This is a genomic window from Streptomyces sp. NPDC018000 (assembly GCF_044328025.1).
Taxonomy (GTDB): domain Bacteria; phylum Actinomycetota; class Actinomycetes; order Streptomycetales; family Streptomycetaceae; genus Streptomyces.
Genome location: NZ_JBIRGM010000004.1, coordinates 114,322 through 139,325, shown reverse-complemented (window position 1 = coordinate 139,325; position 25,004 = coordinate 114,322). Strand labels below are relative to the sequence as shown.

Here is a 25,004-nt window from a genome sequence, read left to right as displayed (position 1 = left end):
GAGGTCCTGGGGAGCGACTTGGCGTACTTCGTGGACCGACAGCCTCTGAGGGCGAAGCCGCCACCGGACGGTCCCGGCGCCCGTCCGTTAGGGTCGGGCCCGAGCCGCGGGGCCAGCGAGGCGTGGCCGACGCATGAGGAGGCACAGTGCGCTTGAGAGTGGAGTTCACCACCGAGCCCTTCGATCTCGACGAGGCGCCCGCCCACGCGGTCGTGGCCCGCGAGGTCATCCAGACCGCCGACCTGGACGCCGTGGACGTCGGCCCCTTCGGCAATACGGCGGAGGGCGGCGCGGACGAGGTGCTCGCCGCGGTGGACTCCCTGCTGCGCAGCGCGCTGGCATCGGGTGCCACCCGGGTGTCGCTCCAGATCAATGTCATCGGGGAGGGCTCGAAGTGACCGAACCGGCGGACCACCCTCTCGTTGCCGCGGTCAAGCCGCTCGTCGACGCCATGGGTGCCGAGTTGCTCGGGCCCGAGCGGGCGCAGGACGACGACGTCGTGCTGGCCTGGGAGGGCGAGGACGTGATAGCCGTCCGGCTGCCCCAGCTCTCGGAATCGCTCGACCACATCCTGGCCGCCATGGAGCGCCGGCACGGCATGCCGCTCGCAGAGCTGGACCGCAAGGCCAAGCAGTCGGTGGTGCGGACCCTGGAGGTACGCGGCGCCTTCTCCGTGCGGCACGGTGTGGAAACGGTGGCGGGTGCGCTGGGAGTCAGCCGCTTTACCGTCTACAACTACCTCAACAGGAGCGAGTAGTTGAGGCCGTGGACGATCCAAGGCGGCGGAGGGCCACGGGAGGCTGTCGTCCGGAGCATCGAGCGACGGCTTTCTGCGTTCGCGTAATTTCAACAAAGTGTTGACGTGGTGTTGTGGAGGGCGTTAGCTGTCCGCAGCCCGACAGCCATCCGCAGCCCGACCGACGCGACGCGAAGAGACGCACAGGAGAAACGCACAGCGGAAACAGCCACGGAGGCTCCCGTGACTTCGAACTCCACACCGGGCCTCACCCGGTTCAACACCCTGGCGGACGACGAGGCCGCCACCGCGTTGCACCAGGTGTGTGCCAGTGCGGCATGGGGGAGAGCGATCCTCTCCCGACGCCCGTACGCCACCGCGGAAGCCCTTCTCCGTGCCGGTGACGCCGCCACGGCCGCGCTGACCACGGAGGATCTGGCCGACGCGATGGCCGGGCACCCACCGATCGGCCGTCCGAAGCCCGGAGACCCGGCCTCCTCCCGTGAGCAGCGCGGGATGGCCGGCGCCACCGAGGAGCTCAGGGCCGAGATGCTCGAACTGAACCTGGCCTACCGGAAGCGGTTCGGCCATGTCTTCCTGATCTGCGCCACCGGAGCCACCGGTGAGCAGATGCGCGACGCGGTGAAGTCCCGGATCGGGAACTCGCCCGAGCAGGAGCGCGAGATCGTGCGCACCGAACTGGGCAAGATCAACCGCATCCGGCTCACCCGTCTCGTCACAGAAGACGCGTAACACAGGACGCGCAGCAGAAGGAGAGTGAAGGTCTTGAGCACCTCCGCCACCGCATCGGTGTCCACCCACATCCTGGACACCAGCATCGGCCGCCCCGCCGCAGCCGTCGCCGTCCGCCTCGCAGCCCGCCGCGGCGGCGACGCACCGTGGACGGCACTCGGCGGCTCCGCGACCGACGCGGACGGGCGCTGCAAGGACCTGCCGGCACTGCCGGAGGGCACCACCCACGTACGGCTCGACTTCGACACCGAGACGTACTTCGCCCATGAGCACAGTTCCAAGGAGCAAGCCGAGGCGCAGCAGGACGCCCCCCGCGCAAGGGACAGCGGCGTGTTCTTCCCCGAGGTGGTGATCACCTTCGCCGTCACCGAGGGCGAGCACCATCATGTACCGCTGCTGCTCAGCCCGTTCGGCTACTCCGTCTACCGAGGGAGCTAGCAGCGACATGACCGCCGAATCCCACCGCACCAGCCCCGTAATCCTCGGCCAGAACCAGTACGGCAAAGCGGAGAACCGCGTCGTCAGGATCACCCGGGACGGCGACACCCACCACATCAAGGACCTGACCGTCTCCATCGCCCTCTCCGGCGACATGGACGACGTCCACTACTCCGGCTCCAACGCCCACGTCCTGCCGACCGACACCACCAAGAACACGGTGTACGCGTTCGCCAAGGAACACGGCATCGAGTCGGCCGAACAGTTCGGCATTCACCTCGCCCGTCACTTCGTGACGTCGCAGGAGCCGATCAGGACGGCCAGGATCCGGATCGAGGAATACGCCTGGGAGCGCATCGCCGCGTCGGACGCCCACTCGCGGTTCATCGGCGCCGACGAGGTCAAGCACTCCTTCGTACGCAAGGGCCAGGAGACGCGCACCACCCAGATCACTTTCGACGGCGAGCAGTGGCAGATCATCTCGGGGCTCAAGGACCTCGTGGTGATGAACTCCACCGACTCCGAGTTCCGGGGCTACGTCAAGGACAAGTACACGACGCTCAAGGAGGCGTACGACCGCATCCTGGCGACCGAGGTGTCCGCCAAGTGGCGGTACAACTGGACCAGCGACGACGCGCGGATGCCGAACTGGGAGCAGTCCTACGAGCAGACGCGGGGGCATATGCTCCAGGCCTTCGCCGAGACGTACTCCCTCTCCCTGCAGCAGACCCTGTACCGGATGGGCTCGCGCGTCATCGAGAGCCGCAGCGAGGTCGACGAGATCCGCTTCTCGCTGCCGAACAAGCATCACTTCCTGGTGGACCTGGAGCCGTTCGGCCTCGAGAACGACAACGAGGTCTACTTCGCGGCGGACCGCCCGTACGGCCTGATCGAGGCCACCGTGCTGCGGGACGGTACCGAGCCGCAGATCCCGGTCGACATGACCAATCTCTGACGCGGCGTCGAGCCGGTCCCCGCCCGCACACAGCCGGCATCGGCGCCGGAGAGTCCGCCGCAGTCAGTCCTGCAGAAGAGGAAGTGCCATGACAGCATCGGCAGCCCGTGAGCACGCGGAACGCATCGTCATCGAGAACTGTTCGATCGCGACCGTCGACGCCGACGACACCGAGTACACCTCGGGCCATGTCGTCGTAGCGGGCAGCCGCATCGAATCCGTCGGTGCGGGCCGGGCAGCCGGGGGCCTGGAGAACGTCGTACGCCGCATCGACGGCAGCGGGCATCTGGTCACCCCCGGCCTGATCAATACGCACCACCACTTCTACCAGTGGATCACCCGTGGCCTCGCCACCGACCACAACCTGTTCGACTGGCTGGTCGCGCTGTACCCGATGTGGGCGCGCATCGACGAGCCGATGGTCCGCGCCGCCGGGCAGGGTTCGCTCGCCATGATGGCCCGCGGCGGCGTCACCACCGCCATGGACCACCATTACGTCCACCCGCAGGGGGCCGGCGATCTGTCCGGCGTCGTCATCGGGGCCGCTCGTGACATGGGCGTGCGGTTCACACTCGCCCGCGGCTCCATGGACCGCAGCGTGAAGGACGGCGGGTTGCCGCCGGACTTCGCCGTGGAGACCCTCGACGGTGCGCTCGCCGGCACCGAGGCGACCGTCGACGCGCACCACGACACCTCGTTCGACGCGATGACCCAGGTCGCCGTCGCACCCTGCTCCCCGTTCTCCGTCTCCACCGAACTGCTGCGACAGGCAGCGGAGTTGGCCCGCCGTAAAGGGGTGCGCATGCACACCCACGGTTCGGAGACCGTGGAGGAGGAGAGGTTCTGCCACGAGCTGTTCGGGATGGGGCCGACCGACTACTTCGAGTCGACCGGCTGGCTCGGCGACGACGTATGGATGGCGCACTGCGTCCATATGAACGACTCCGACATCGCCGCTTTCGCCCGCACCGGAACGGGCGTGGCGCACTGCCCCTCGTCCAACGCCCGGCTCGCCGCCGGGATCGCCCGGGTGCCCGACATGCTCGCCGCGGGCGTCCCGGTCGGCCTCGGCGTCGACGGCACCGCCTCCAACGAGTCCGGCGAACTCCACACCGAACTGCGCAACGCCCTCCTCATCAACCGCCTCGGCGCCCACCGTGAGAAGGCCCTGAGCGCCCGCCAGGCCCTGCGTCTGGGAACGTACGGTGGCGCCCAGGTACTCGGCCGCGCCGACCAGATCGGCTCCCTGGAGCCCGGCAAGCTCGCCGATCTGGTGCTCTGGAAGCTGGACACCCTCGCCCACGCCTCCATCGCCGACCCGGTGACCGCACTTGTCTTCGGTGCCGCGGCCCCCGTCACCCTCTCCCTCGTCAACGGCAAGCCGGTCGTCGAGGGCAACCGCCTGATCACCGCGGACGAGGACGCCATCGCCCGCGCCACCCGCGACGAGGCCCGCCGTCTCGCGCGGATCGCCGCCGGAGCCTGACGCTCCGGGGGCCGGTACCGCGCTGTGGCGGGTACGGCGCCCCTGGCGGGTTGCCGTACACGCCACAGCTGTGACCCGGGAGTGCGTCAGCCGATGTGGTAGCTGTCGCCGTACACCTTCCAGTCGAGTGGCGGATTCAGGTTCAGATTGCCCTGCTTCAGGAAGACCCGCTGGGCGGTGTCCACCCGGCTGGTGTCCGAGTGGGCCTCTTCCTGTTTCATCGCCCAGACCCGGGCGTCGAGGAAGGCGTTGAGATACGTGACCTCGTTGCCGCCCTGCGACGGCGGCTTCGCCTTGGCGAGGGCCCGCTTGCGGATGGAGCTGAAGCTGGTGCTGTCGCCGCCGTCGCCGTGCATGACGATGGCGTCGTAGTAGGCGAACTGGCCCAGCGTGCCGATGCCGTCGGTCTTGCCCTGGCGGACCGCCGGGTTGAAGTACACCCGGTCCCGCTCGTCGTTCTGCGCCTGCTTGAACGCCGAGTCGGCCGCGGCGGTCGCCCAGTCCTTCGTGAAGTTCGGGTCGAGACCGCTGTGCGAGTCGGTGCCGTTGACCTTCCGCAGCGCGGGGAGGTACTTCGCGAGGACGTTGCCCGGCTTGCGCTGGGTGTACAGCTCGACGAGGTCGAGCATGTCGCCGGTGCCGGAGCAGAAGCCGATGATGCCCGCGGTGTAGCCGCGGCCGTCGTCGATGTCCTCGATGTACTTGTACTGGGCCTTCCAGCTGAGCGTGGAGTTCTCCGCACTGGAGACCAACTGCATGGCGATCTCCTTCTTCGCCGGATCGTCGAGCCCGGTCGCGGCGACGGCCTGTCGGGCCGCCGCCGTCTGCTGATGGACCGCCGGGTGCGTGGGGGCACCGGCGTGGGCCGCGACGGGTATCGCAGTGAGGGCCAAGCCGACAGCGATGACCGCGAAGCGCACGGAGCGGGTGTTGCGACGTGCGGTGCGCTTATGGGGAGCGTGCACCAGTCCTCCAAAGGGAGTTCGTCGTTCCAACATTCTGTTAGGAAGCTTTCCTATCAGAGTGGAGCGAGTGCCGTACACCCCTACGACACAAGGGAGTGGGGAAGGTGTCGACGTCAGCAGCCAACGCGGTGGCAGCGATGAGCAGCGGGCGAGGAAGGGTGATCACCCCCAACCCTGCCGGGCCGCGGGTGAAAGGTCTCCGCTCTTCGGCTGTAGCGTCATGGGTATGGAAGATCAGTCTGTTGTGGACGTCGGCGATGTACGGCTGGCGTATCGGACCTGGGGCGACCCCTTCGGCTCGCCCGTGGTCCTGCTGCACGGCCTCGGCGGCAGTGCAGCGAGCTGGGAGGCGGCCGGGAGTCTGCTCGGCGAACAGTGGCGGGTGTACGCCATCGACCTGCGCGGTCACGGCGAGAGCGACTGGCCGGACGAGTACTCCGTCGAGCTGATGCGGGACGACGTCCTCGGCTTCCTCGACGAGTGCGAGCTCGACCGGGTGGGCCTGGTCGGCCACTCGATGGGCGGTGTCGTCGCCCATCTGCTCGCCCAGGAGCACGCGGACCGGGTGGAGCGGCTGGTGCTGGTGGAGACCCCGCCGCCGTTCCCGAGCGAGAGGAAACCGGCCGCCGAACCGGAGGGACCGGTGGACTACGACCGGGCCGTCGTCGCTCCCATCCGGGCCGAGGTGGCCGACCCCGACCCCGAGTGGGCGGCCGGCCTCGGCGAGATCGTCGCGCCGACGCTGATGATCGCCGGCGGCCCGGAGTCCACCATGCCCCAGGGGCGCCTGCAGGACATGGCCTCGCTGATCCCGGACTGCCGGCTGATCACGATCGGGGGCGGCCACCGGGTGCATGAGACCCACCCCGACCAGGTCGCCCAGCAGATCACGGAGTTCTTCACCAGCTGAGCGCGGAGGCTGTCGGCCCGGTCTCAGGAGGTGACGCGTACGGTCTCCACCCACCGCGGGGGCTCCGGGGCTTCCTGGCCGATGAGCGCCGCGACGAGCCGGCACGAGGGGGCCTCGTCCGGCCAGGGCGTGTAGCCGTCGGTGAGGACGACGACGATGTCCGGGCGGTCCCGGGCCGCGAGGGCGGCGGCGATACCCACCCGCATATCGGTGCCGCCGCCCCCGCTCAGCGTGATCTGCTCGGCGGCCGTCACCCGGGACACGCTCTGCACATCGGCGTCGCAGGCCAGCACGGTGACTCGGTTGCCCCGGATGCCCACTTCCCGCAGCACACCGGTGACCTCCGCCAGCGCCGAGGCGAGCTCGTCGTCACCCATCGACCCAGAGGTGTCGATGACGACGGCGACACGGGGCAACGGACGGCGCAGGCTGGGCAGGACGACGCCGCGGAGCGCCGCGCTGCGGCGGGAGGGGCGGCGATAGGTGTAGTCGATCGCCCCGCCGGCCCACGCGGCGGCCTCCCGGACCGCGCCCGCGAGCGCCTGCCGCCAGTCGACCGTGGGCTCCAGGACCTGGTCCGCCCAGCGCTCCCAGCCCGCCGGGAGGCTGCCCCGGCTGCGCCGATGGGCGCGCATGGCCTCCGCGGTGTGACGCCGCAGCGCCTCGGCCTCGACCGGACCGAGACGTGTCGGTCCGTCGGCACCGGTCAGCTCCCAGGGCACCGGTTGTCCATGGGCGCCCGATCCGCAGTTGTGCGTGGGCGGGCCCGGCGGCAACGCGTGGAGATACGTCTCGAAGAGCTGCCCGGCCGACAGGCCGAAGAGCCGCGGCTCCATCCGCCCGGCCGGCAGGGGCAGCCCGTCCGCGAGGAGATCGTCGTTGATCTCGCAGTCCTGCGCGACATTGACGCGGTGCGCGTCACGCTGGTCGGCGGCGGGCAGCCGTTCGGCACGCCCGTGGTGATCACGCAGCAGATGCGCCACTTCGTGCACCCACACCGCAGCGAGCTCCGCCACCGGCGTCGCATCGACGAAGGCGGGCGACACGTAGCAGCGCCAGTGCCGGTCCACGCCCATCGTCGGGACCTCGGTGCTCGCCACCACCGTCAGGGCGTACAGAGCCGAGGCCAGGTAGGGCCGCTCCGTCGCCGCCCGGTAGCGGGCGGCAAGCAGCTTGGTCATGTCCAACTCGGGCCGCTCCGGGGCGGATTCCGGTCCCGGCACCGTCGTGCCGCCTCAGCCGCTCTGCGGCAGCGCACCGGACAGCTGCAGCAGTTCCACGAAGGCGTCGATGCCCTCCGGCACCGGCCAGTCGGTGTCCCGCATCGCCGCCAGGTCGACCGCCGCCCTGGCCGCCACATCGGGCACACCCGCGTCCACGGCCTTCGCCAGCACCGCCCAGCCGGCCTCCCAGCGGGAGCGGGTGAGGTCGCCCTGGACGGCCGCGACGACCGCGATGAGGAAGGCCAGCTGCCGGTCGCCGCGCTCGGGCAGGGCGAACGCGGCAGGGTCCGCCAGTACGCGGTCGGGGTCGGGCAGATCGAGGTTCTCCAGGTAGGACAGCAACTCGATTCCCGCACCGTCCCCCACCGCCCCGGTCAGCGCGGCGGCCACCGCCTCCCGCCCGGCTCCGGTCGCATACCCGGTGGCGAGCAGACGCAGCGCCATGTCCCAGGTCCGCGGGGACGGCCAGGCCCGGCCCCGGCTCTCCGCATCGGCCGGAATGTGATGGACCAGGCCCGGTCGCGCGGTCAGGAAGCCGGAGACCGCACCGCGGGCCCGCGCCGCCGAGCCCGCCACCCTGGCGGCGTCGACGACCGGGACCGCCACCTCGGGCCACGTACCGGCCATGCCCCGCGCGACGGTGCGCGGATCGTGCGTCCACTGCAGGTGAACGAAACGATTGGCGAGCGGAGGGCTGAGGTGCCAGCCGTCCGCCGCGCTCGACGGAGGATTGGCCGCCGCCACGATGCGTACGGACTCCGGCAACGTCAGGCTGCCCACTCGCCGTTCGAGGACGACGCGCAGCAGTGCCGCCTGCACGGCCGGGGGAGCGGACGACAACTCGTCGAAGAACAACAGTCCCTGGCCCGTGCGCGCGAGCCGGACCGCCCAGTCGGGCGGGGCCATCGGTACTCCGGTCACGGCCGGATCGTCACCGACGACCGGCAGCCCGGCGAAGTCGGACGGTTCGTGCACACTGGCGATGACCGTTTCCAGCCCGAGGCCGAGCCCGGCGGCGAGCTGCTCCATGCCGGCCGACTTGCCGATGCCCGGCTCACCCCAGAGAAGCACTGGCTGATTGGCTGTCACCGCCAGTGTCAACGCCTCCAGTTGATGGCTGGTGGCGGCTTCGGTACGCGAGGTCCGCAGCCTGCGATTGAGCTCGTCGGCGGCGTCCAGCGGTCCCGGCGCGGCGGCCGGAGACGGCGATACGGACGGCTGCCCCGGAGTGCTGCGGGCGATGGTGCTCACCCTTCCTCATCCTCTTCGTCTTCGTCGTTCTCCCACTCCTCCCACCAGTCGGCCCCGATGCCGGGATGCTCCTTCTCCACCCGTTCCCTGAGGAAGTCGAGGTCCGTCCGCCGGTACTTGCGGATCAGCTGGTCCAGCGAGAGTTCCATCCCGTCGACCACGTCGATCCGTGCCCCGGCCTCGATCAGCGCCCTCACGAACTCCGGCGAACCGCCGTTGCCGACCGCGGTGCAGAGCGGAGTGCACTCCCGGTGATCCAGCGCCTCCAGATCGAGACCGGCTGCCAGGAGCCGGGGCAACAGGGGCTCGTGGTCCAGCAGATGCAGCACATGGAGCAGACTGCGCTGCCCGCCGTCCCGCACCCGGAGGTCGACCCCCGCGTCCAGGAGCTCCAGGACCCCCGGTGTGTCCCCGTGCTGGGCGCGCAGAAAGAGATCCCGTCGCTGCGCCCGCAGGGCCTTGGGCAGCCGCCCCGTGCCGGAGGTGCAGGCGTGCTCCACGGCGAAGCAACCGGTCACCGCGCCGCCGAAAGCACGCAGGGCGTTCTCGCGCTGCCGCTCCTGGGGGCTGTGCGGGGAGTGGAGTGTGCCGTCACGGAAGACGACGTCATGCCATTCGCCACGGCACCTGACCCGAACCGGTTCTGGAGGCGTGGGCCCCGGCGGACCCACCGCCGTGCCGAGGCCGGGGAAGAGGGAACCGGCGACCAGCGGATGCAGGTGCGCGGGGGCCACGCCGCCGGTCCGCAGCAGGTCGAGGTCCGGCAACCGCTGCCGGAGCGCCTGGGGCAGGAAAGCCGATTCCTCGGCCGCCTCCCGATCGACGAGTCTGATCCGCGGCCTTCTGTCGCTGCCGCTGCCCGTGAACTCCAGCAGGACGCAGGCGCGCCAGTCCTCGCCGATCCGAAAACGCTCCGTCGTACTCAGCTCCGCGTACCGCCCGGCCTCCGACTCCAACCGGGGAACATCGAGTGCCAGCCGGGCCAGGATCGTTTTCGGCGTCGCCTGGTACCACGCCGGCATTTCCGGCATGGCCGGATCCAAGTCGATGCCGGCCGCCGCCAGCGACTCGGTCACGCGGCCCCGCTGGTACAGCTGTGTCACCCATTCGGCACGGGTCACCGGATCACCGGTGCCCGGGTCCGCGTCGGGCAGTTCGTCCGCCCCGCGCGGTGTGCCGTCGGCGTGGAGGAACGGCAGCCGGTCCGCACCGCCGACGCGTGCGCGCAGTTCACCGGTACGGCGCGCGTCCCACAGGCACCGGGAGATCCGCCAGTCCTCGACGTGCCCGCGGAAGACGCCGGGTGCCGCGCCATGCCGCACCGCCCCGAACCGGAGCGGGATCCGCTGCGGTCCGTCGACCATCGCAGGGGTACGCAGGTACAGGTACGGCGCCGTGGCCCCGGGCCCGTCCCCTGTGACTCCGTAACCCGCGAGGACCACGGTCCGGTCGGTGGCGAGTGTCGAGCGCCCGCCCAGGACCCGCGGCAGATGCCAGCGCACCAGGTCGGGCACGAGATGAAGGAGATCGGCCTCGAGCGCCCCGGCCACGTCCGGACCGTACCGCGCGGAGACCGCAGGCAGGTCGAATGCCACATCGAACCGGGCCGCCGCGCAGGCACCCCGCCAGTCCCCGGCCGCGCGCCGCTCGGCCGACGCCTCGATCATCCAACGGGGCACCGCATACCTGCGAACCTGCCGTCGGCTCGCCAGCTCGCCAGGGTTGAAGTACCCGGCTGCCTCGTCCGGACTCACCGGTAGACACTCCTGACCGCGCGCAGGTCGGCATGGGCCCCGCGGTCCGGGCGCAGCCGCGCCGAGAAGGACCGCTTCACCTTGCGGGGAAGGCCGGGGCCCAACCCCACGTACTCCAGACAGGAGTCGGCGTCGACGGCCGCGAGCAGGGTCTTCGCGCCCCGCCCGGTGAGCCCGGTGTGGCACAGCTCCAGCCTGCGCAGCGGACTGCCGCGCATCGCACCGGCCAGCGCAGCGGCTCCGATGTCACCGGTGACATTGGACCGTGCCCCGAGGCTGCGCTCCGACGGCGGCCGGCCCAGATCGAGCGCCTCGATCCCGCCGAGCGCATCGGCCAGGGCGCGTGCACCGGTGGGCCCGATCCCATTGCCGCCGAGACCGAGCCGGACCGGACGGGAGGGGTCGGCCGCGGCCGCGAGCACGGCGGCTCCCTCATCACCGAGATGATTGGCCGGAAGGTACAGCTCCCGCACGCCCGCGTCCCGGATCAGCGCGGCCAGCAGCGGGGCGGCGTCGGCGCCGAGGCCATTGCCTCCGAGGAACAGCCGCTCGACCGGCCGGGACCGCTGACTCAGTACGGCAAGCAGCGCCGCGAGGCCGTCGGCCGTGAGCCCGCTGTTCACCAGGTCGAGGGTGCGCAGAACGGTGTTGCGGCGCAGCATCGGAACGAGCGCCCGGACACCGGCGTCACCCACGGGATTGCGTTTCAGCCACAACGCTCTGACGGTGTCGTCCTCGCTCAGCGCACCGGCGAGCGCGCTGACCCCGTCGGCCCCGATGCGATTGCAGCCGAGGTAGACGGTACGAAGCCCGTGGCCGCCACGGCCGAGCGCGTCGGCGACGGCCCGCGCTCCTTCGTCCCCCAACGAGTTGGTGCCGAGCAGCACATGCGCGGCGTGCGGGGAGCGCGCGACTGCGGGCATCACCCGGATCGCACCTGCCGCCCCGAGTCCCTGCTTGCAGAGATCGACCCGTCCGTCCACCCGCAGCGTGCCGAGCGGAAAGGTCTCGTCGGTCTCGATGGGGTGCGCCGATGCCAGCCGCTCCAGCAGCGGATCCAGCAGGGCCGCGTCGGCGAGCGGAATGTCCGGGTGCTCGATCGCGGGACAGCGCACGGGCATCGGCTGCAACATCACTACTCCCCAGGTCCCTCGCCGGCACCCGGCCAGGAGAGGGCGACCGCGTACTCCGCCCGCTCAGGACGAACCGACGCCATCGACTCTCCTCCACGAAAAGGCGGCAAGACCGGTCGGATTCGAACCGACGTCCTCCAGCTTGCTGCTAGGGCGCGACGACCTCTGCGCTACAGCCTTGCCGTACGTGATCCTAGCCGTACCGATTCCGAATTCGCACACCAGTGCCAGTATCCCTGCTTGATTGCCTCGTGGCTTCACCTCCGACCGCCAGGCCCTGAGGTCCTCCGCTCGGCGAGGCGGCAAGGCGGCGAAGCCACGAGGCCGGGCGAAGAAGGCTGATTGAAATCCGTGTGCATGCTCGTACAACGTGCATGCACGTACAAGAGGACGCCCCGCCACCGGAATGTCTCGGTGGCGGGGCGCCGTCGTCCACGCGGTGTCAGCTCTGCGCGGCGAATTCCACGAAGGCTGCCCAGCCACCAGCGGCGACAGACAGGACTGGCCCCGTCCTGTCCTTCGAGTCGCGGACGTGGACGGTACCGGGGCAGGCCGCGACCTCGACGCATTCGCCGCCCGCTCCGCTGCTGTAGCTGCTCTTGAGCCACGCGGACTCAGGCAACGTCCCCACAAGCGCTTCGGCGTTCATGTCTCTCCCAGAAGTTTCTCGATGAGGGCCAGCGATTCGCGCGGAGTGAGTGCCTGGGCCCGGAGGACTCCGTACTGCTCCTCGAACTCCCGGACGGACCTTCGCTCCGTGTAGAGACGGCTGTCCTTGTGCGCCTCAACGTATGCGATCCTCCGCTCTTCCTTGGTCTCGATCAAGGTGAAGGGACCGGCCATCCCGGCATGCTCCTCGCGCCGGGTTGGCATCACCTGGATCTCGACGTTGCGGTACTGGCCGACCAGGAGAAACTGCTCCAACTGACCACGCAGCACTGCTTCCCCGCCCAGGGGGCGGCTCAGGATGCACTCCTCGATCACGAAGCTGATGGTTGGCCTCGGGCGACGAGAGTAGATCTCGTGCCTGGCCAGGCGTGCTGCCACTCGTTGCTCCACGACCTCGTCTTCCAGTACTGGTCGCCACATCGCGAACACGGCTCGCGCGTAATCTTCCGTTTGCAGCAGCCCAGGCACGCCGTGGTTGGCGTACACGTGCAGCTCAACCGCCTCCGCCTCCAGCCGCGCCGCATCCCGGAAGAACGCCGGATACTGCGCCCGAGAGACCTCCTTCTTGCTGGCCTTCAACACCCCGGACGCGTCCAGCAGTTCGTCCGCCTGGTCGATAAACTTCGGCTGCGGGATCCTGCGCCCCTGCTCGAACGACGCGATGGACGAAGCCGAGTACCCCGTCATCGCTCCGAACTCCGCCCGTTCCAGACCGGCCCGTACCCGGAACAGCTTCAAGTGCTGCCCGAACACGTGCAAGATGCCCGACCCGACCTCGTACTCGTACCCCGGCTGCTGTCGCTGATCGTCCATGTCCCGCGCCTCCCGTACCGTCCCGCGTAGCCCTGCCTGCCCCGAACACTCCGCACCCTCGAATCGGCCAACGCGTCCCAACGGGGCGGGTCACGCCCCGCACCGCGTACAGCTTGCGCGCCGACGCGTACACAATGCGATGTCGCCGGCGTATCCCTCTCGATCACGGTAGCCACGGGCCCAGAGCGCTTTCGGGATGAACTCAGCGGTTCCCCTGGGCGTGCGAGCCCGTAAACGTCGGCGAGGCCCACGCGGGGGGCAACACCTCACTCGTCCCCGACAACCGCACCCGTCGGTGATGACGCAATCCAAGCCATCCAGGGGTGTTGTCCCTTCAGGGAGCCACCCCGGGCGCCCGGAAGGACTGCCCGACCCAGCTCGCATCCTCACCAACGAAGGTCTCCCCACCCATCGCCCCTGATCGAGCGGAAACCGGCCCGAGGTCATATATGCGCCGAGGCAGCCTCCGTCCCGCCGAAAGCGCTGGCTAGGGTGATCGTTCCTGGTGGACCGGAACGAGGGGGCGGGCCGGATGGCGGCGGCGAGTGGTGAGCGGCGGCGCAGGGCGGACATTGTGCGCTACTGGCGTGCGGTGGAGATGTTCAGCCCGCAGAAGGTGGAGAGGGTCGCACCGCCGAAAGGCGTGTACCCCGTCGAAGCCGGGCGTCCTCTGCCGTGGGAGGAGGGGCATCCCGTGCGGCGGCGGGGTCTGGCCCGGAACATGGTCAGGCAGCACACCGTCTACTGCGGCGTGTACCAGGTCGCCTCCGTCCGTGATGTGATCCTCGACGTCTTCGGGAGCAGCGAGGAGGACCACGACGGCCGGGTGGACGGCGACAGCGCCCTGCTGGCCTTCGAGGTGACGGATGAAGGGCTGCTGGTCCAGGACTCCCTCACCTTCTCCGCGTGCGCCTGGGCGGTGGGGCGCAGCCGTAAGCCAGGTCCGGCGGCTCGCGGATGGCTCGACGGTTTCGAGGCGGATGCCGAGGAGTGCGAGAGCGTCGTGCTGGGCGTCGGTGACGGCAAGCTGCACATCGCGGATGTGGCCCCTGGGCGGCGGACACGGCACTTCGCGGGGCTGCTGTGCGAGGTCGCGCTCGGTGCGGCGGGCGGCGCACTGACCGCGGTGCTCGGGCCGGTGCTCGGTGACCTGGCGGCGGGCGCCCTCTCCGGCGCTGCTGATGCGGTGACCGGCCGGAGTTCCGGACGCTCGGCCGGGCGCGAGGGTGAAGAGGGCCTGGACGGGAGCCCGTTGGACGAGAGCGGCGCCGCTGATGCGGGGAACGACGACGAGTCCCCGCCTCGGCTCGGGGAGAAGCCACTGACCGTGCGGGACCTGTCGGCCGTCACCCGGTGGGTGGCCGAGCAGTTCGGTGTGAGCGACGACCTGCGACCGGAGACGATCCGCGTCCAGAGCAGAGCGGTGTCCCGGCGCAAGGCCGGCCGGTCGGGCGGGTCGGACTTCCTGAACAGCTTCATCGCGGCAGACCTCGACCTCGTCGCGGACAGCCTGGGTAGGGACGAGCCGGGCCCGGCGCTGCGGGACTACCTGACCGCTTCCGACGCGCTGCGCGGCCGTATGCGCACCGACGTCAGGGACGAACCGGAAGCAGTGATCAACGGCGTACAGCCGGCTCTCTTCCCGCTCGGACGGTGGCCTGCGAAGACGGAGCATCCGCTGGTGCTGAGCCAGCAGTTCGCGGTCAACCGGATCGTGGAGCAACTCGCCGACACCGATGGGCTGTACGCGGTGAACGGCCCGCCCGGCACGGGGAAGACCACACAACTGCGGGACCTCATCGCCTCCGTCCTGGTCATGAGGGCCGAGCGGCTGTCCGAGTTGCGACGGCCCGAGGACGCGTTCACCGCCCAGGTGCACCGCTGGAGCACCGGTACGTACCAGCGGTCCGTCGCGTCACTCAAACCCGAGCTCGCGGGCTACGAGATGGTGATCGCGTCGGCCAACAACGGCGCTGTCGAGAACATCTCCAACGAGATCCCCGCGCTCGAATCCATCGCCGAGGAGTGGCGGGATGAGGCGTCCTTCTTCCCGGAGCAGGGACGGCTTGTGCTCGACGGCGCACCGGCGTGGGGGACCCTCGCCGCGAAGCTCGGCAACAAGGGGAACCGTTCGGACTTCCGTGGCCGGTACTGGTTCGGCCCGCCGCGCGAGAAGAGAGCCGAGCTGGGTGAAGGCATGCGGGACGTCCTGAGGGCGGCTGCGTCGCGCGGTGGCGACCTGGCGGCGTGGCGGGAGGCCGTGGCCCGCTTCCGGGAGGCGCGGCAGACGGTGCTCGCCCTGCGGGACGAGCGCCAGCGTGTGGATGACGCACTCCTGGACTTCAGCCGCGCCGACACAGCCGTCAGTACCGCTCAGCAGTCCGTTCGGATGGCCGAGCAGGACTTGGAGGCGCTCCGGGAGCCAGCGGTGGCTGCCAGGGCGGCCCGTCTCGCAGCGCAGAGGGACCTCGCGGACCCCGCCGGTCGTAGGGCGGAGCATCGCCGGCACCGCCCCGGTCTGACCGCGGGCATCTTCACCCTCGGCTCGGCACAGCGGGACTGGCAGGCGGAGGACCAGCGGCTGGCCGAAGCGGAGCAGGCGGCTCGGACCGTGTTCGAGGAACAGGCGCGGGTGGCCGCCTCGTACGACCGGGCCGAGGGCGCGGGCCGGGCGGCTCTGGGGGAGGCGGTGCGTGCCCGCGACGTGGCGGAGCGGCACCTCGCGCAGCTCCGTAGCACCGTCGGGGCCGCGGTCGAGCGCTGGGACACCTACCTGCCCGGCTCCGAGGAGCGAGGCGACCGCACGGAGGAGGAAGCGAGGGAGCTTTCCTCGCCCTGGTCCGATCCGGAGTTCACACGGGCCCGCACCCGGCTCTTCCTGGCCGCGATGGACCTGCACCGCGCGTTCATCGAAGGCGCGGCCGACCGGATGCGCAAGAATCTCGACGCGGCGATGGACGTCCTCTGCGGCGACGCTCCCAAGACCCTGAAGCCCGAAGTGGTGCTGGCAGCCTGGCAGAGCCTGTTCCTTGCCCTGCCCGTCGTCTCCACGACGTTCGCCTCCCTGGACCGGATGTTCGCCGGTCTGGGGCCCCGGTCGCTGGGCTGGATGCTGATCGACGAGGCCGGCCAGGCGACCGCCCAGATGCCGGTGGGTGCGCTGTGGCGGGCGCGCAGAGGCGTCATCGTGGGCGACCCGCTGCAACTGGAACCGGTGGTCACGCTGCCGCACACGGGGCAGCAGGCTCTTCGCCGTACGTTCGGCGTGGCCGAGGAGTGGGAACCGTCCCTCACGTCGGCGCAGCGCGTGGCCGACCGGCTGAACCGCTACGGCACATGGCTGCCCGCGCCTCAGGGATCGGAGGAGGACCGGGTGTGGGTCGGGTCGCCTCTGCGCGTGCACCGGCGCTGCGACGATCCGATGTTCACGATCAGCAACGACACCGCCTACGACGGGCTCATGGTGCACGGCGTACACCGGAACGACGACTACGCGGTGGCCCGTCGCAGCGTGTGGTGGCCGGTGCGTGGCGGACGGGCGGCACAGGGAAAGTGGTCTCCGGATGAGGGGGACTGCGCCAATGTCATCGTGCACCGGCTCGTCGACCAGGGCTTGGACCCCGAGCGGGAGCTGTTCGTCATCAGCCCGTTCCGTGACGTCGTGGCCGGTCTGCGACGCGGACTGTGCACCGTGGTTCCGCGCGACAGGGTGGGCACCGTGCATACAACCCAGGGGAAGGAAGCCGATGTCGTGCTGCTGGTCCTCGGGGCGGGAGGGGAGAAGCGGGGCCCCCGGACCTGGGCGGCCACGGCACCGAATCTGCTGAACGTCGCGGTGAGCCGCGCCCGCAGGCGGCTTTTCGTCGTGGGCGACCACGAAGCGTGGAGCGGCCACCGGTACTTCGACGTACTCGCAGGGCAGTTGCCGTGCATGTCGGAGGCCGAGCAGGCAGCCATGCGGAACCTCGCTCCGCCGATGCTGGCCGAGGGGTGCCGCTGTCGCTGAGCAGGGTGCCGGCCTACGTGGTCTCCCGGCAGATCAGGGGTACGGCGCCTCCGCCCGCCTCAGCCCAGCTGCTCGTACGCCGGCAGCGTCAGGAAGTCCGTGTAGTCCTGGTCCAGGGAGACCTGGAGCAGGAGGTCGTGGGCCTGTTGCCACTTGCCGGACGCGAACGCCTCGTCGCCGATCTCGGCGCGGATCGCGGTGAGTTCCTCGGCCGCGATCTTGCGGGCCAGGTCCGCCGTGGCGTGCTCGCCGTTTTCGAAGACCACGTCCGCGTTGATCCACTGCCAGATCTGCGAGCGCGAGATCTCGGCGGTGGCCACGTCCTCCATCAGGTTGAAGATGGCGACGGCGCCCATGCCGCGCAGCCAGGCCTCGATGTAGCGGATGCCGACCGCGACGGCGTTGCGCAGGCCGTCGTACGTGGGCTTGGCTTCCAGGGTGCCGATGGCGATCAGGTCGCCCGCGGCCACCGAGACGTCCTCGCGCAGGCGGTCCTTCTGGTTCGGCTTCTCGCCGAGTACCGCGTCGAAGGAGGCCATGGCGATCGGGACCAGGTCCGGATGCGCGACCCAGGAGCCGTCGAAGCCGTCGTGCGCCTCCCGGTCCTTGTCGGCCTTGACCTTCTCGAAGGCGACCTTGTTGACCTCGGCGTCGCGGCGGGACGGGATGAAGGCCGCCATGCCGCCAATGGCGTGTGCGCCGCGCTTGTGGCAGGTGCGGACGAGGAGTTCGGTGTACGCGCGCATGAACGGGGCGCTCATCGTTACCGCGTTGCGGTCCGGGAGGACGAACTCGGCGCCGCCGTCACGGAAGTTCTTGATGATGGAGAAGAGATAGTCCCAACGGCCCGCGTTCAGCCCGGAGGCGTGTTCGCGGAGCTCGTACAGGATCTCCTCCATCTCGTACGCGGCAGTGATCGTCTCGATGAGGACGGTCGCGCGGACCGTGCCCCGAGGGATGCCGACGTAGTCCTGGGCGAAGACGAAGATGTCGTTCCAGAGACGGGCCTCCAGGTGCGACTCCGTCTTCGGGAGGTAGAAGTACGGGCCCTTGCCGAGGTCGATGAGGCGCTGGGCGTTGTGGAAGAAGTAGAGGCCGAAGTCGACCAATGCGCCCGGCACCGGGGTGCCGTCGAGCTGGAGGTGACGCTCATTCAGATGCCAGCCGCGGGGGCGGGTGACGGCCGTCGCGAGCTCGGCGGCGGGCTTCAGGGCGTACGACTTACCGGACTCGGGGTCGGTGAAATCGATGGTGCGGGTGTAGGCGTCGATCAGATTGAGCTGGCCGAGGATGACGTTCTCCCACGTGGGGGCGGACGCGTCCTCGAAGTCGGCGAGCCAGACCTTGGCGCCCGAGTTCAGCGCGTTGATGGTCATCTTGCGGTCGGTCGGACCGGTGATCTCCACCCGGCGGTCGTTCAGCGCGGCCGGTGCCGGTGCGACCTGCCAGGAGCCGTCCGCCCGGATCGCCGCCGTCTCTGGCAGGAAGTCCAGCGTGGAGGTACGGGCGATCTCGGCGCGGCGCTCGCCCCGGCGGGCGAGCAACTCGTCACGGCGGGGCGTGAACTGCCGGTGCAGCTCGGCCACGAACGCGAGGGCCGCGTGATTGAGGACCTCGCCCTGCCGGGGCAGAGGCTCGGCATCGATGATGGCCAGCGGGGACGGCGCTGGTGCGGGCATGAGCTGTCACTCCTTCGGCGGGTGGTGCGGGCGGCCTCTCAGAGGACTTCTGTTCGGTGGATAATAATTTTCTCATGGTGGAAGTTCAATCGTTTGTTGATGTCGAGAATCTCTGATTCGGCAGAAGTGGGGCGGTGCCGCCGCCGGGTGTCGCCCCGTTCAATCAAGGTGCTTTAGGTCCTCCACCGTGTCGATGTCGAACGCCTGAGCCACATCGGAACACTCGACGAGCGTGATCGCATCGCGGTGCGCCCGCAGATACGGCCGAGCGCCCTGGTCGCCCACCGCTTTCGCCGCGATGTCCGCCCACCGGTCGGCCCCGAACAGCACCGGATGGCCGCGTTCCCCGTCGTACGAGGCGGCCACGAGACTCGTCCGGGAGCGGTACGCCGATCGCACCCGTGCCACCGCGTCCGGTCCGATGCCCGGCTGGTCGACGAGGAGGACGAGCGCCGCGTCCGCGCCCGTACCGGAGAGCGCCGCGAGCCCCGCCCGCAGGGACGAGCCCATGCCCTCGGTCCACTCGGGGTTGACGGTCACCGTGCAGCCGGCGAGGTCGGCGCGTGCTCGTACCTCTTCTGCCGCGGCGCCCAGGACCACATGGACACGGTCGCAGCCGCCCTCCCGCAGCACGCGTACCGCGTGCTCCACCAGCGGCCGGCCGTGGTGTTCGAGCAGTGCTTTGGGCCGCCCGCCGAGTCGCCGTCCGCCGCCCGCGGCGAGCACCAGCCCGGCGACCACCGGCGTCTGTGTTGTCCGAGTCATGCGGACTGGATACCCCAGGCCGGTCGGCACAGGCGGGCAGGGGAGGGCGGTACCGTCCCCGGAGCCATAGGTGCTTCACCCTTTCGGGGCACCCTGAATTCTGTCTGTGGAGTGGCGCTCGATACCTGTCATGGCGTTAACTTGCGCGCATCCCAGGAGACTTGGCCGAGGTCCGGGACCCGGTCGAAACACTGGCACAAGGATGTGCGAGGGGGAGTGCTTTGTTGCGAAGCGTGGGGCAGACGCGGGTGACCGGCAGTGGTGAGGACCCGAGGGTGACGGAGCTGCGTACGGCCGTCTCCCGGCTGCGCCGAGAGCTGGCGGGGCACCCCGCGGAGTTCCCGGACCGGGGGATCGCCGAGGACGAGCTGGCCGCGCTGGATGCGATGGCCGTCAGTGGCGCACCCGAGATCCCGCGCCTGCGCCGTTCGCTGCTGCTGATCGCGGGGGCGATCGGCTCGGTCAGCGCACTGGCCTCCGCACTCAGGGACGTACGCGTCGCCGTGGATCTCTTCGGCGAGCCGCCGCGCCGCTGACGTACGGCAGCCGGCAATCAGCGGCGGATCAGCCGCCGGGCCGTCGCCGCCGCGACCGCCGAGGTGCGGGAGTCCACACCCAGCTTGGCGTAGATGTGCACCAGATGGGACTTCACGGTCGCCTGGCTGAGAAAGAGCTTCTTGCTGATCTGCAGGTTCGACAGACCCTCGCCGACCAGCTGCAGAACTTCCAGTTCGCGCTTGGTCAGGGCCTCGGCCGGGGTCCGCATGCGGTCCATCAAGCGGTGGGCGACAGCCGGGGCGAGTGCGGACCGGCCGGCCGCAGCCGTGCGTACCGCCGCCGCCAGCTCCTCGGGCGGGGCGTCCTTCAGCAGGTAGCCGGCGGCGCCCGCTTCGACCGCGGCCAGGATGTCGGCGTCCGAGTCGTACGTGGTGAGGATCAGTACCCTGGGCGCGCCCGCCTCCGCTGTGATGGCCGCGGTGGCCTGCGAGCCGTGCATGCCCGCACCGAACTGGAGGTCCATGAGGACGACGTCGAACTCGCCGGTCGCGGCGAGCGCGACGGCCCGCTCGGCGGTGGCCACATCCGCGACCACGCGGAAGTCGGGTTCGGCGTCGAGCACGGCCCGCAGTCCCGCCCGTACCACCGGGTGGTCGTCGGCGAGCAGCAGCCTGATGGGGGTGGTCATGCGGCGTCCTGTCCTGGTCGGCCGTCGGAGAGCGGAAGCGGAAGGGTGAGGGCCACGGCCGTGCCTTGACCGGGCGCGGATTCGACACTGAGCGTGCCGCCCAGTGAACGGGCCCGGGAACGCATCGCGGGCAGCCCGAAGCCGCCGGTGCCGGTGCCGGCCGCGACCGGCCCGCGCCCCGGGGTGAAACCGCGACCGTCGTCGACGACGTCCAGCGACACGGACGTGTCCATGTAGCTGAGAGTGATCTCGGCGCGCCGGGCCCCGGCGTGCTGCACCGTGTTGGCCAGCGCCGACTGGGCGGTGCGCAGCAGCGCGACCTCGTAGGGGGTGGGCAGCTCCACAGGAGTGCCGCTGACCGCGAACTGCACCGTGAGGCCGGGGGTCGTGGTGCGGGACGAGAGGCGCTCCAGGGCGGCTGACAGGGAGCCGTTCTCCAGGTCGGGCGGCGACAGGGCGCGGACGAAGCGGCGGGCCTCGGCGAGATTGTCCTGTGCGGCCTCGCGGGCCCGCAGGACATGCGCGGTGGCGGGGTCGTCGACGGGCAGCGTGCGTTCGGCGGCACGCAGCAGCAGCTGGATGCTGGACAGGCCCTGCGCCAGCGTGTCGTGGATCTCGCGGGCCAGCCGCTCACGTTCGGCGAGCGTGCCCGCCGTACGTTCCGCCTCGGCCAGCTCCGCCCGGGTCGACACCAGCTCTTCGATGAGCTCGCGGCGCCGTTCGCTCTCCCGGAACAGTGCCTCGTACCCCAGGACCGTCGCGACCGCGACCGCCGCACCGAGCACCGGGCCGATGAACGTGCCGGGATTGACGGCCTGGCCGTGCAGCACGAAGCTTGCGATGCCGACCGCCGCGGTGACGGCGACGGTCGGCAGGGACCAGCGCGTCGGCAGCAGATGCAGCTGCAGGAAGTAGAGCGGGAAAGCCACCCACAGCGCGTCGGGCGACAGGACGAGCAGCACCAGCCAGACGGCGCCGAGCAGCGCCAGCCACAGGGCGGCCGCACGGTTGTGCGGCTGTACGGCGTCGGCGAGCGCGCCCGCCGCGTACACGCCGGCCATCACACAGCTGACCACGACGACGGCGGTGGCGTGCGGTGCGTCGTCACCGACGGCCCGCAGCGCCGCGAGCGCGAGCAGCCCCACCAGCAGCGCATGCAGACACATCCGCAGCGCGACGGCGACCGGGGGGTGGGCACGGGGTTCCATAATTCTTCCAGCGTAGACGGACGGTGCCCGCGGCCGGTCAATCGAAAGGTTGATGTCATTACCCACCGCCGAGCGATGTTTCCGAGGGCCCGCGCGCCGAAGCTGGAAGCATGTTCGTCGCATGGAGAGATCTCCGGTTCGCCAAGGGCCGGTTCGCGCTCATGGGCACGGTCGTGGTGCTGATCACGCTGCTCGTGGGCCTGCTGTCCGGTCTTACGGCCGGTCTGGCCCGGGAGAACACCTCGGCCGTCACAGGGCTGAACGCCGACCACCTCGCGTTCGCCGCCCCGCCCGACGGTCAGTCGGTGTCCTTCACCAATTCGACCGTGGAGGAGAGTGCCTGGCGGAGCTGGGCGAAGCAGCCCGGTGTGAGCGCCGCGGAGCCGCTCGGCATCCGTACCCTCAACGCCACCGCCGCCGACGGGAAGCACACGGCCGCGGTGTCGGCGTTCGGCGTCGAGCCGGACAGCGGTCTGGCGCCCGGCGGCGGTGCGCCGGTCGCCCCGGGGAAGGTGGTGCTGTCCGAACAGGCCGCCGATGAGCTGGGCGCCGAGACCGGAGACCGGCTGCGGCTCGGCAGCACCGAGGTCACGGTCGCGAGGGTCGCGGGAGACGCCTCGTACAGCCACACCCCGGTCGTGTGGACCTCGCTCGACGACTGGCAGCGATTCGGGGCCGACGGCTCCGGCCGGGCGCAGCACGCCACGGTGATCGCGCTGACCACCACCGGCGACGCCGACCTCCCCTCGGGCGACAAGGCGGCGGACACCAGCACGCTCTCCCTCGAGGACTCCCTCACCGCCATTGGCTCCTACCAGGCCGAGAACAGCTCGCTTCAGATGATGCGCGGCTTCCTCTACGCCATCTCCGCCCTGGTCATCGGTGCCTTCTTCACCGTCTGGACGATCCAGCGCAGCGGCGATGTCGCCGTCCTCAAGGCCCTCGGCGCCTCCACCCCGTATCTGCTGCGCGACGCACTCGGCCAGGCCGTCGTGATGCTCGCCATCGGCACGGGAGTGGGCACCGCGCTCGCCTCCGGCATCGGTGCGCTGGTCAGCGGCGGGGCCGTGCCGTTCGTCCTCGACGCGGCGACCGTCCTGGTCCCGGCGGCCGTGATGATCGTCCTGGGTGCCGTCGGGGCGGCCCTGTCCATCCGGCGGATCACCGCCGTCGACCCGCTCACCGCACTCGGGAGTGCCCGATGACCCTCACCCTTGCCGATGTCACCCTCACCTACCCCGACGGCGACGGCCGGCTCACCGCCCTGGACCGGGTATCGCTGGAAGTGCCCGCGGGTTCGCTCACCGCGGTCGTCGGCCGGTCCGGCTCAGGCAAGTCAAGCCTTCTGGCGGTGGCCGCGACCCTGGTCACCCCGGACGAGGGACGGGTCGTCGTCGCCGGTACGGACACCGCGGGCCTCGGCCGCGCCGAGAAGGCGGCGCTGCGCCGCGAACGCATCGGCATCGTCTTCCAGCAGCCCAATCTGCTGCCGTCCCTCACCGCGGCCGAACAGCTCCAGGTGATGACCCATCTGTCGGGCGGCTCCGTGCGCGCAGCCCGCGGCCGGGCGCTGGAGCTGCTGGACGCGGTCGGCCTCGCGGACAAGGCCGACCGCAGGCCCCACCAGTTGTCGGGCGGACAGCGTCAGCGGATCAATATCGCGCGAGCCCTGATGAACGACCCGGCGGTCCTGCTCGTCGACGAACCGACCAGCGCACTCGACCACGAGCGGGGTGCGGCGGTTCTCGAGCTGCTGGTCACGCTGACCCGACAGCGGTCGACGGCGACGGTGATGGTCACCCACGACAGGGCCCATCTGGACCGGGTGGACTGCACGGTCACGATGGACGACGGCCGTCTGACGGTGCCCGCACCGGCCTGAGACGTGTGGGAGGGGTGGCCTCGGCCACCCCTCCCACACGTCTCAGCCGGTGGAACCGTTGCCGGCCAGCGCGTCGGAGAGCTCCTTCGCGGCCTGCTGCAGAATCGGCACGATCCGCTCCGTCGCCGCGTCCGTCAGCCGGCCCGCCGGGCCGGAGACCGAAATCGCGGCCGAGGTGGGGGAGTCGGGTACGGAGACCGCCAGGCAGCGCACCCCGATCTCCTGCTCGTTGTCGTCGACCGCGTAGCCGGCCCTGCGAACCTGCTCCAGTGCGTCGAGGAAGCCGTCAGGGGTGGTGATCGTCTTCTCGGTGGCGGCCGGCATTCCGGTACGGGCGAGCAGTGCGCGTACCTCATCCGCGGATGTGTGCGCCAGCAGTGCCTTGCCGACCCCCGTGGAGTGGGGGAGCACCCGGCGGCCCACCTCGGTGAACATGCGCACCGAGTGCTTGGACGGCACCTGCGCCACGTACACGACCTCGTCGCCGTCGAGCAGCGCCATGTTCGCGGTCTCGCCGGTCTCCTCCACCAGGCGCGCGAGATACGGGCGGGCCCAGGTGCCCAGCAGCCGGGACGCGGACTCGCCGAGCCGGATCAGACGCGGGCCGAGCGCATAGCGCCGGTTCGGCTGCTGGCGCACATATCCGCAGAGCACCAACGTGCGCATCAGGCGGTGAATGGTCGGCAGCGGGAGTCCGCTGCTCGCGGAGAGTTCACTCAGCCCGACCTCGCCCCCGGCGTCCGCCATCCGCTCCAGCAGATCGAAGGCGCGCTCAAGGGACTGCACACCACCGCTGGAAGCAGCGGGCTTGGGGTCGGATGTGCTGGCGTGGGACGGCGGCACGTCAACGGTCCTTTCGAGGCGGAGGCGGAAGAGCGGGTGCCCCGCCCGGCGAGGCACCCAGCAGCCTACCGGGCGGCTCCCGACCGGCCCACTGCTCCGGGGACGGCGTCCTGGCCGGTCAGGGCCTGTTCGTCCCCGTGCCGGCAGTCGGCGGAGCAGTGCTGCGGCTCCGCACTGACCCCCTATGGTATTCCACGTCCCGAGATCCTTCTTTTGCCTTGTGGAAATTCCCGGCCGCAGGTGGAGTGGTCCACCGGTCGTCCGTCGAGGAAAGTGGGGCCTTGACGGGTCTGAATCCCGAGTGAAGACTCCTTCAACAGTTCGTTGAATTCGTCGGCGGTCGAAAGTC

Annotated in this window: 23 protein-coding genes and 1 tRNA gene; 11 read left to right on the top strand and 13 right to left on the bottom strand. The window is 70.4% G+C overall.

What is annotated here, in order from left to right; all coding sequences use genetic code 11:
* Positions 1-146: 146 nt before the first annotated feature.
* From ACH4EW_RS12355 to ACH4EW_RS12330, 6 genes are all read left to right on the top strand, one after another.
* Complete coding sequence (locus tag ACH4EW_RS12355; RefSeq protein WP_398255078.1) at positions 147-398, top strand: thiamine-binding protein; 252 nt, start codon at positions 147-149, stop codon at positions 396-398.
* Entirely contained in the window at positions 395-757 is a 363-nt protein-coding gene (locus tag ACH4EW_RS12350) for a helix-turn-helix domain-containing protein (RefSeq protein WP_398255076.1), read from the top strand. Before ACH4EW_RS12355 ends, ACH4EW_RS12350 begins: the two co-directional genes overlap by 4 nt.
* Positions 758-979: 222 nt before the next feature.
* On the top strand, positions 980-1,489 hold the full coding sequence (uraD, locus tag ACH4EW_RS12345; protein ID WP_398255073.1) for a 2-oxo-4-hydroxy-4-carboxy-5-ureidoimidazoline decarboxylase: 510 nt from the start codon (positions 980-982) through the stop codon (positions 1,487-1,489).
* Between the two features lie 33 nt (positions 1,490-1,522).
* Positions 1,523-1,927 (top strand): hydroxyisourate hydrolase, encoded by a 405-nt coding sequence (gene uraH, locus ACH4EW_RS12340; protein ID WP_398255071.1) that lies wholly within the window; start codon positions 1,523-1,525, stop codon positions 1,925-1,927.
* A 7-nt stretch (positions 1,928-1,934) separates the two neighbouring features.
* Positions 1,935-2,882, top strand: coding sequence for a factor-independent urate hydroxylase (gene pucL / locus ACH4EW_RS12335; protein WP_398255068.1), 948 nt, complete (start codon positions 1,935-1,937; stop codon positions 2,880-2,882).
* Positions 2,883-2,970: 88 nt separating this feature from the next.
* Positions 2,971-4,368 (top strand): 8-oxoguanine deaminase, encoded by a 1,398-nt coding sequence (locus tag ACH4EW_RS12330; RefSeq protein WP_398255066.1) that lies wholly within the window; start codon positions 2,971-2,973, stop codon positions 4,366-4,368.
* Positions 4,369-4,454: 86 nt separating this feature from the next.
* On the opposite strand, the gene ACH4EW_RS12325 is transcribed toward ACH4EW_RS12330, so the two are convergent.
* The gene (locus ACH4EW_RS12325; RefSeq protein WP_398255063.1) at positions 4,455-5,333 is read right to left on the bottom strand and encodes a chitosanase; all 879 of its coding nucleotides are present in this window, start codon (positions 5,331-5,333) and stop codon (positions 4,455-4,457) included.
* Positions 5,334-5,559: 226 nt separating this feature from the next.
* Here ACH4EW_RS12325 and ACH4EW_RS12320 point away from each other — a divergent pair, with 226 nt between their 5' ends.
* Positions 5,560-6,243, top strand: coding sequence for an alpha/beta fold hydrolase (locus ACH4EW_RS12320; RefSeq protein WP_398255060.1), 684 nt, complete (start codon positions 5,560-5,562; stop codon positions 6,241-6,243).
* A gap of 23 nt (positions 6,244-6,266) precedes the next feature.
* On the opposite strand, the gene ACH4EW_RS12315 is transcribed toward ACH4EW_RS12320, so the two are convergent.
* The 7 genes from ACH4EW_RS12315 to ACH4EW_RS12285 all read right to left on the bottom strand — a co-directional run bounded on the left by ACH4EW_RS12315 (position 6,267) and on the right by ACH4EW_RS12285 (position 13,086).
* Positions 6,267-7,424 (bottom strand): VWA-like domain-containing protein, encoded by a 1,158-nt coding sequence (locus ACH4EW_RS12315; protein ID WP_398256003.1) that lies wholly within the window; start codon positions 7,422-7,424, stop codon positions 6,267-6,269.
* Between the two features lie 54 nt (positions 7,425-7,478).
* Positions 7,479-8,717 (bottom strand): sigma 54-interacting transcriptional regulator, encoded by a 1,239-nt coding sequence (locus tag ACH4EW_RS12310; RefSeq protein WP_398255057.1) that lies wholly within the window; start codon positions 8,715-8,717, stop codon positions 7,479-7,481.
* On the bottom strand, positions 8,714-10,471 hold the full coding sequence (locus tag ACH4EW_RS12305) for an ankyrin repeat domain-containing protein (protein ID WP_398255054.1): 1,758 nt from the start codon (positions 10,469-10,471) through the stop codon (positions 8,714-8,716). Before ACH4EW_RS12305 ends, ACH4EW_RS12310 begins: the two co-directional genes overlap by 4 nt.
* Positions 10,468-11,604 carry a gala protein gene (locus ACH4EW_RS12300; RefSeq protein ID WP_398255051.1) on the bottom strand — a complete coding sequence of 379 codons (1,137 nt, stop codon included), beginning with the start codon at positions 11,602-11,604 and terminating at the stop codon, positions 10,468-10,470. The genes ACH4EW_RS12305 and ACH4EW_RS12300 overlap by 4 nt, the downstream gene beginning before the upstream one ends.
* A 107-nt stretch (positions 11,605-11,711) precedes the next feature.
* Positions 11,712-11,784 (bottom strand) — tRNA-Cys (locus tag ACH4EW_RS12295).
* A gap of 262 nt (positions 11,785-12,046) precedes the next feature.
* Positions 12,047-12,253, bottom strand: coding sequence for a DUF397 domain-containing protein (locus tag ACH4EW_RS12290; RefSeq protein ID WP_398255049.1), 207 nt, complete (start codon positions 12,251-12,253; stop codon positions 12,047-12,049).
* Complete coding sequence (locus ACH4EW_RS12285; RefSeq protein ID WP_398255047.1) at positions 12,250-13,086, bottom strand: helix-turn-helix domain-containing protein; 837 nt, start codon at positions 13,084-13,086, stop codon at positions 12,250-12,252. The genes ACH4EW_RS12290 and ACH4EW_RS12285 overlap by 4 nt, the downstream gene beginning before the upstream one ends.
* 505 nt (positions 13,087-13,591) lie before the next feature.
* Here ACH4EW_RS12285 and ACH4EW_RS12280 point away from each other — a divergent pair.
* Positions 13,592-17,092, top strand: a complete 3,501-nt coding sequence (locus tag ACH4EW_RS12280) for a DEAD/DEAH box helicase (RefSeq protein ID WP_398255044.1) — start codon at positions 13,592-13,594, stop codon at positions 17,090-17,092.
* Positions 17,093-17,151: 59 nt separating this feature from the next.
* Here the strand turns inward: ACH4EW_RS12280 and aceB are convergent, their stop codons facing one another.
* Both aceB and ACH4EW_RS12270 read right to left on the bottom strand, forming a co-directional pair.
* Positions 17,152-18,771: a malate synthase A gene (aceB, locus tag ACH4EW_RS12275; protein ID WP_398255042.1), complete on the bottom strand. Its 1,620-nt coding sequence runs from the start codon at positions 18,769-18,771 to the stop codon at positions 17,152-17,154.
* A 159-nt stretch (positions 18,772-18,930) separates the two neighbouring features.
* Positions 18,931-19,536 carry an NTP transferase domain-containing protein gene (locus ACH4EW_RS12270; RefSeq protein WP_398255039.1) on the bottom strand — a complete coding sequence of 202 codons (606 nt, stop codon included), beginning with the start codon at positions 19,534-19,536 and terminating at the stop codon, positions 18,931-18,933.
* Between the two features lie 233 nt (positions 19,537-19,769).
* On the opposite strand from ACH4EW_RS12270, the gene ACH4EW_RS12265 reads away from it, so the two are divergent.
* Positions 19,770-20,072 carry a DUF5955 family protein gene (locus ACH4EW_RS12265; RefSeq protein ID WP_398255037.1) on the top strand — a complete coding sequence of 101 codons (303 nt, stop codon included), beginning with the start codon at positions 19,770-19,772 and terminating at the stop codon, positions 20,070-20,072.
* Between the two features lie 17 nt (positions 20,073-20,089).
* On the opposite strand, the gene ACH4EW_RS12260 is transcribed toward ACH4EW_RS12265, so the two are convergent.
* Positions 20,090-20,722, bottom strand: a complete 633-nt coding sequence (locus ACH4EW_RS12260; protein ID WP_398255035.1) for a response regulator — start codon at positions 20,720-20,722, stop codon at positions 20,090-20,092.
* Complete coding sequence (locus tag ACH4EW_RS12255) at positions 20,719-21,930, bottom strand: sensor histidine kinase (RefSeq protein WP_398255032.1); 1,212 nt, start codon at positions 21,928-21,930, stop codon at positions 20,719-20,721. The genes ACH4EW_RS12260 and ACH4EW_RS12255 overlap by 4 nt, the downstream gene beginning before the upstream one ends.
* A gap of 110 nt (positions 21,931-22,040) precedes the next feature.
* Here ACH4EW_RS12255 and ACH4EW_RS12250 point away from each other — a divergent pair, with 110 nt between their 5' ends.
* Both ACH4EW_RS12250 and ACH4EW_RS12245 read left to right on the top strand, forming a co-directional pair.
* Positions 22,041-23,135: an ABC transporter permease gene (locus ACH4EW_RS12250; RefSeq protein WP_398255030.1), complete on the top strand. Its 1,095-nt coding sequence runs from the start codon at positions 22,041-22,043 to the stop codon at positions 23,133-23,135.
* Complete coding sequence (locus ACH4EW_RS12245; protein ID WP_398255027.1) at positions 23,132-23,812, top strand: ABC transporter ATP-binding protein; 681 nt, start codon at positions 23,132-23,134, stop codon at positions 23,810-23,812. Before ACH4EW_RS12250 ends, ACH4EW_RS12245 begins: the two co-directional genes overlap by 4 nt.
* A gap of 42 nt (positions 23,813-23,854) precedes the next feature.
* Here the strand turns inward: ACH4EW_RS12245 and ACH4EW_RS12240 are convergent, their stop codons facing one another.
* On the bottom strand, positions 23,855-24,655 hold the full coding sequence (locus ACH4EW_RS12240; RefSeq protein WP_398255025.1) for an IclR family transcriptional regulator: 801 nt from the start codon (positions 24,653-24,655) through the stop codon (positions 23,855-23,857).
* Positions 24,656-25,004: the final 349 nt, after the last annotated feature.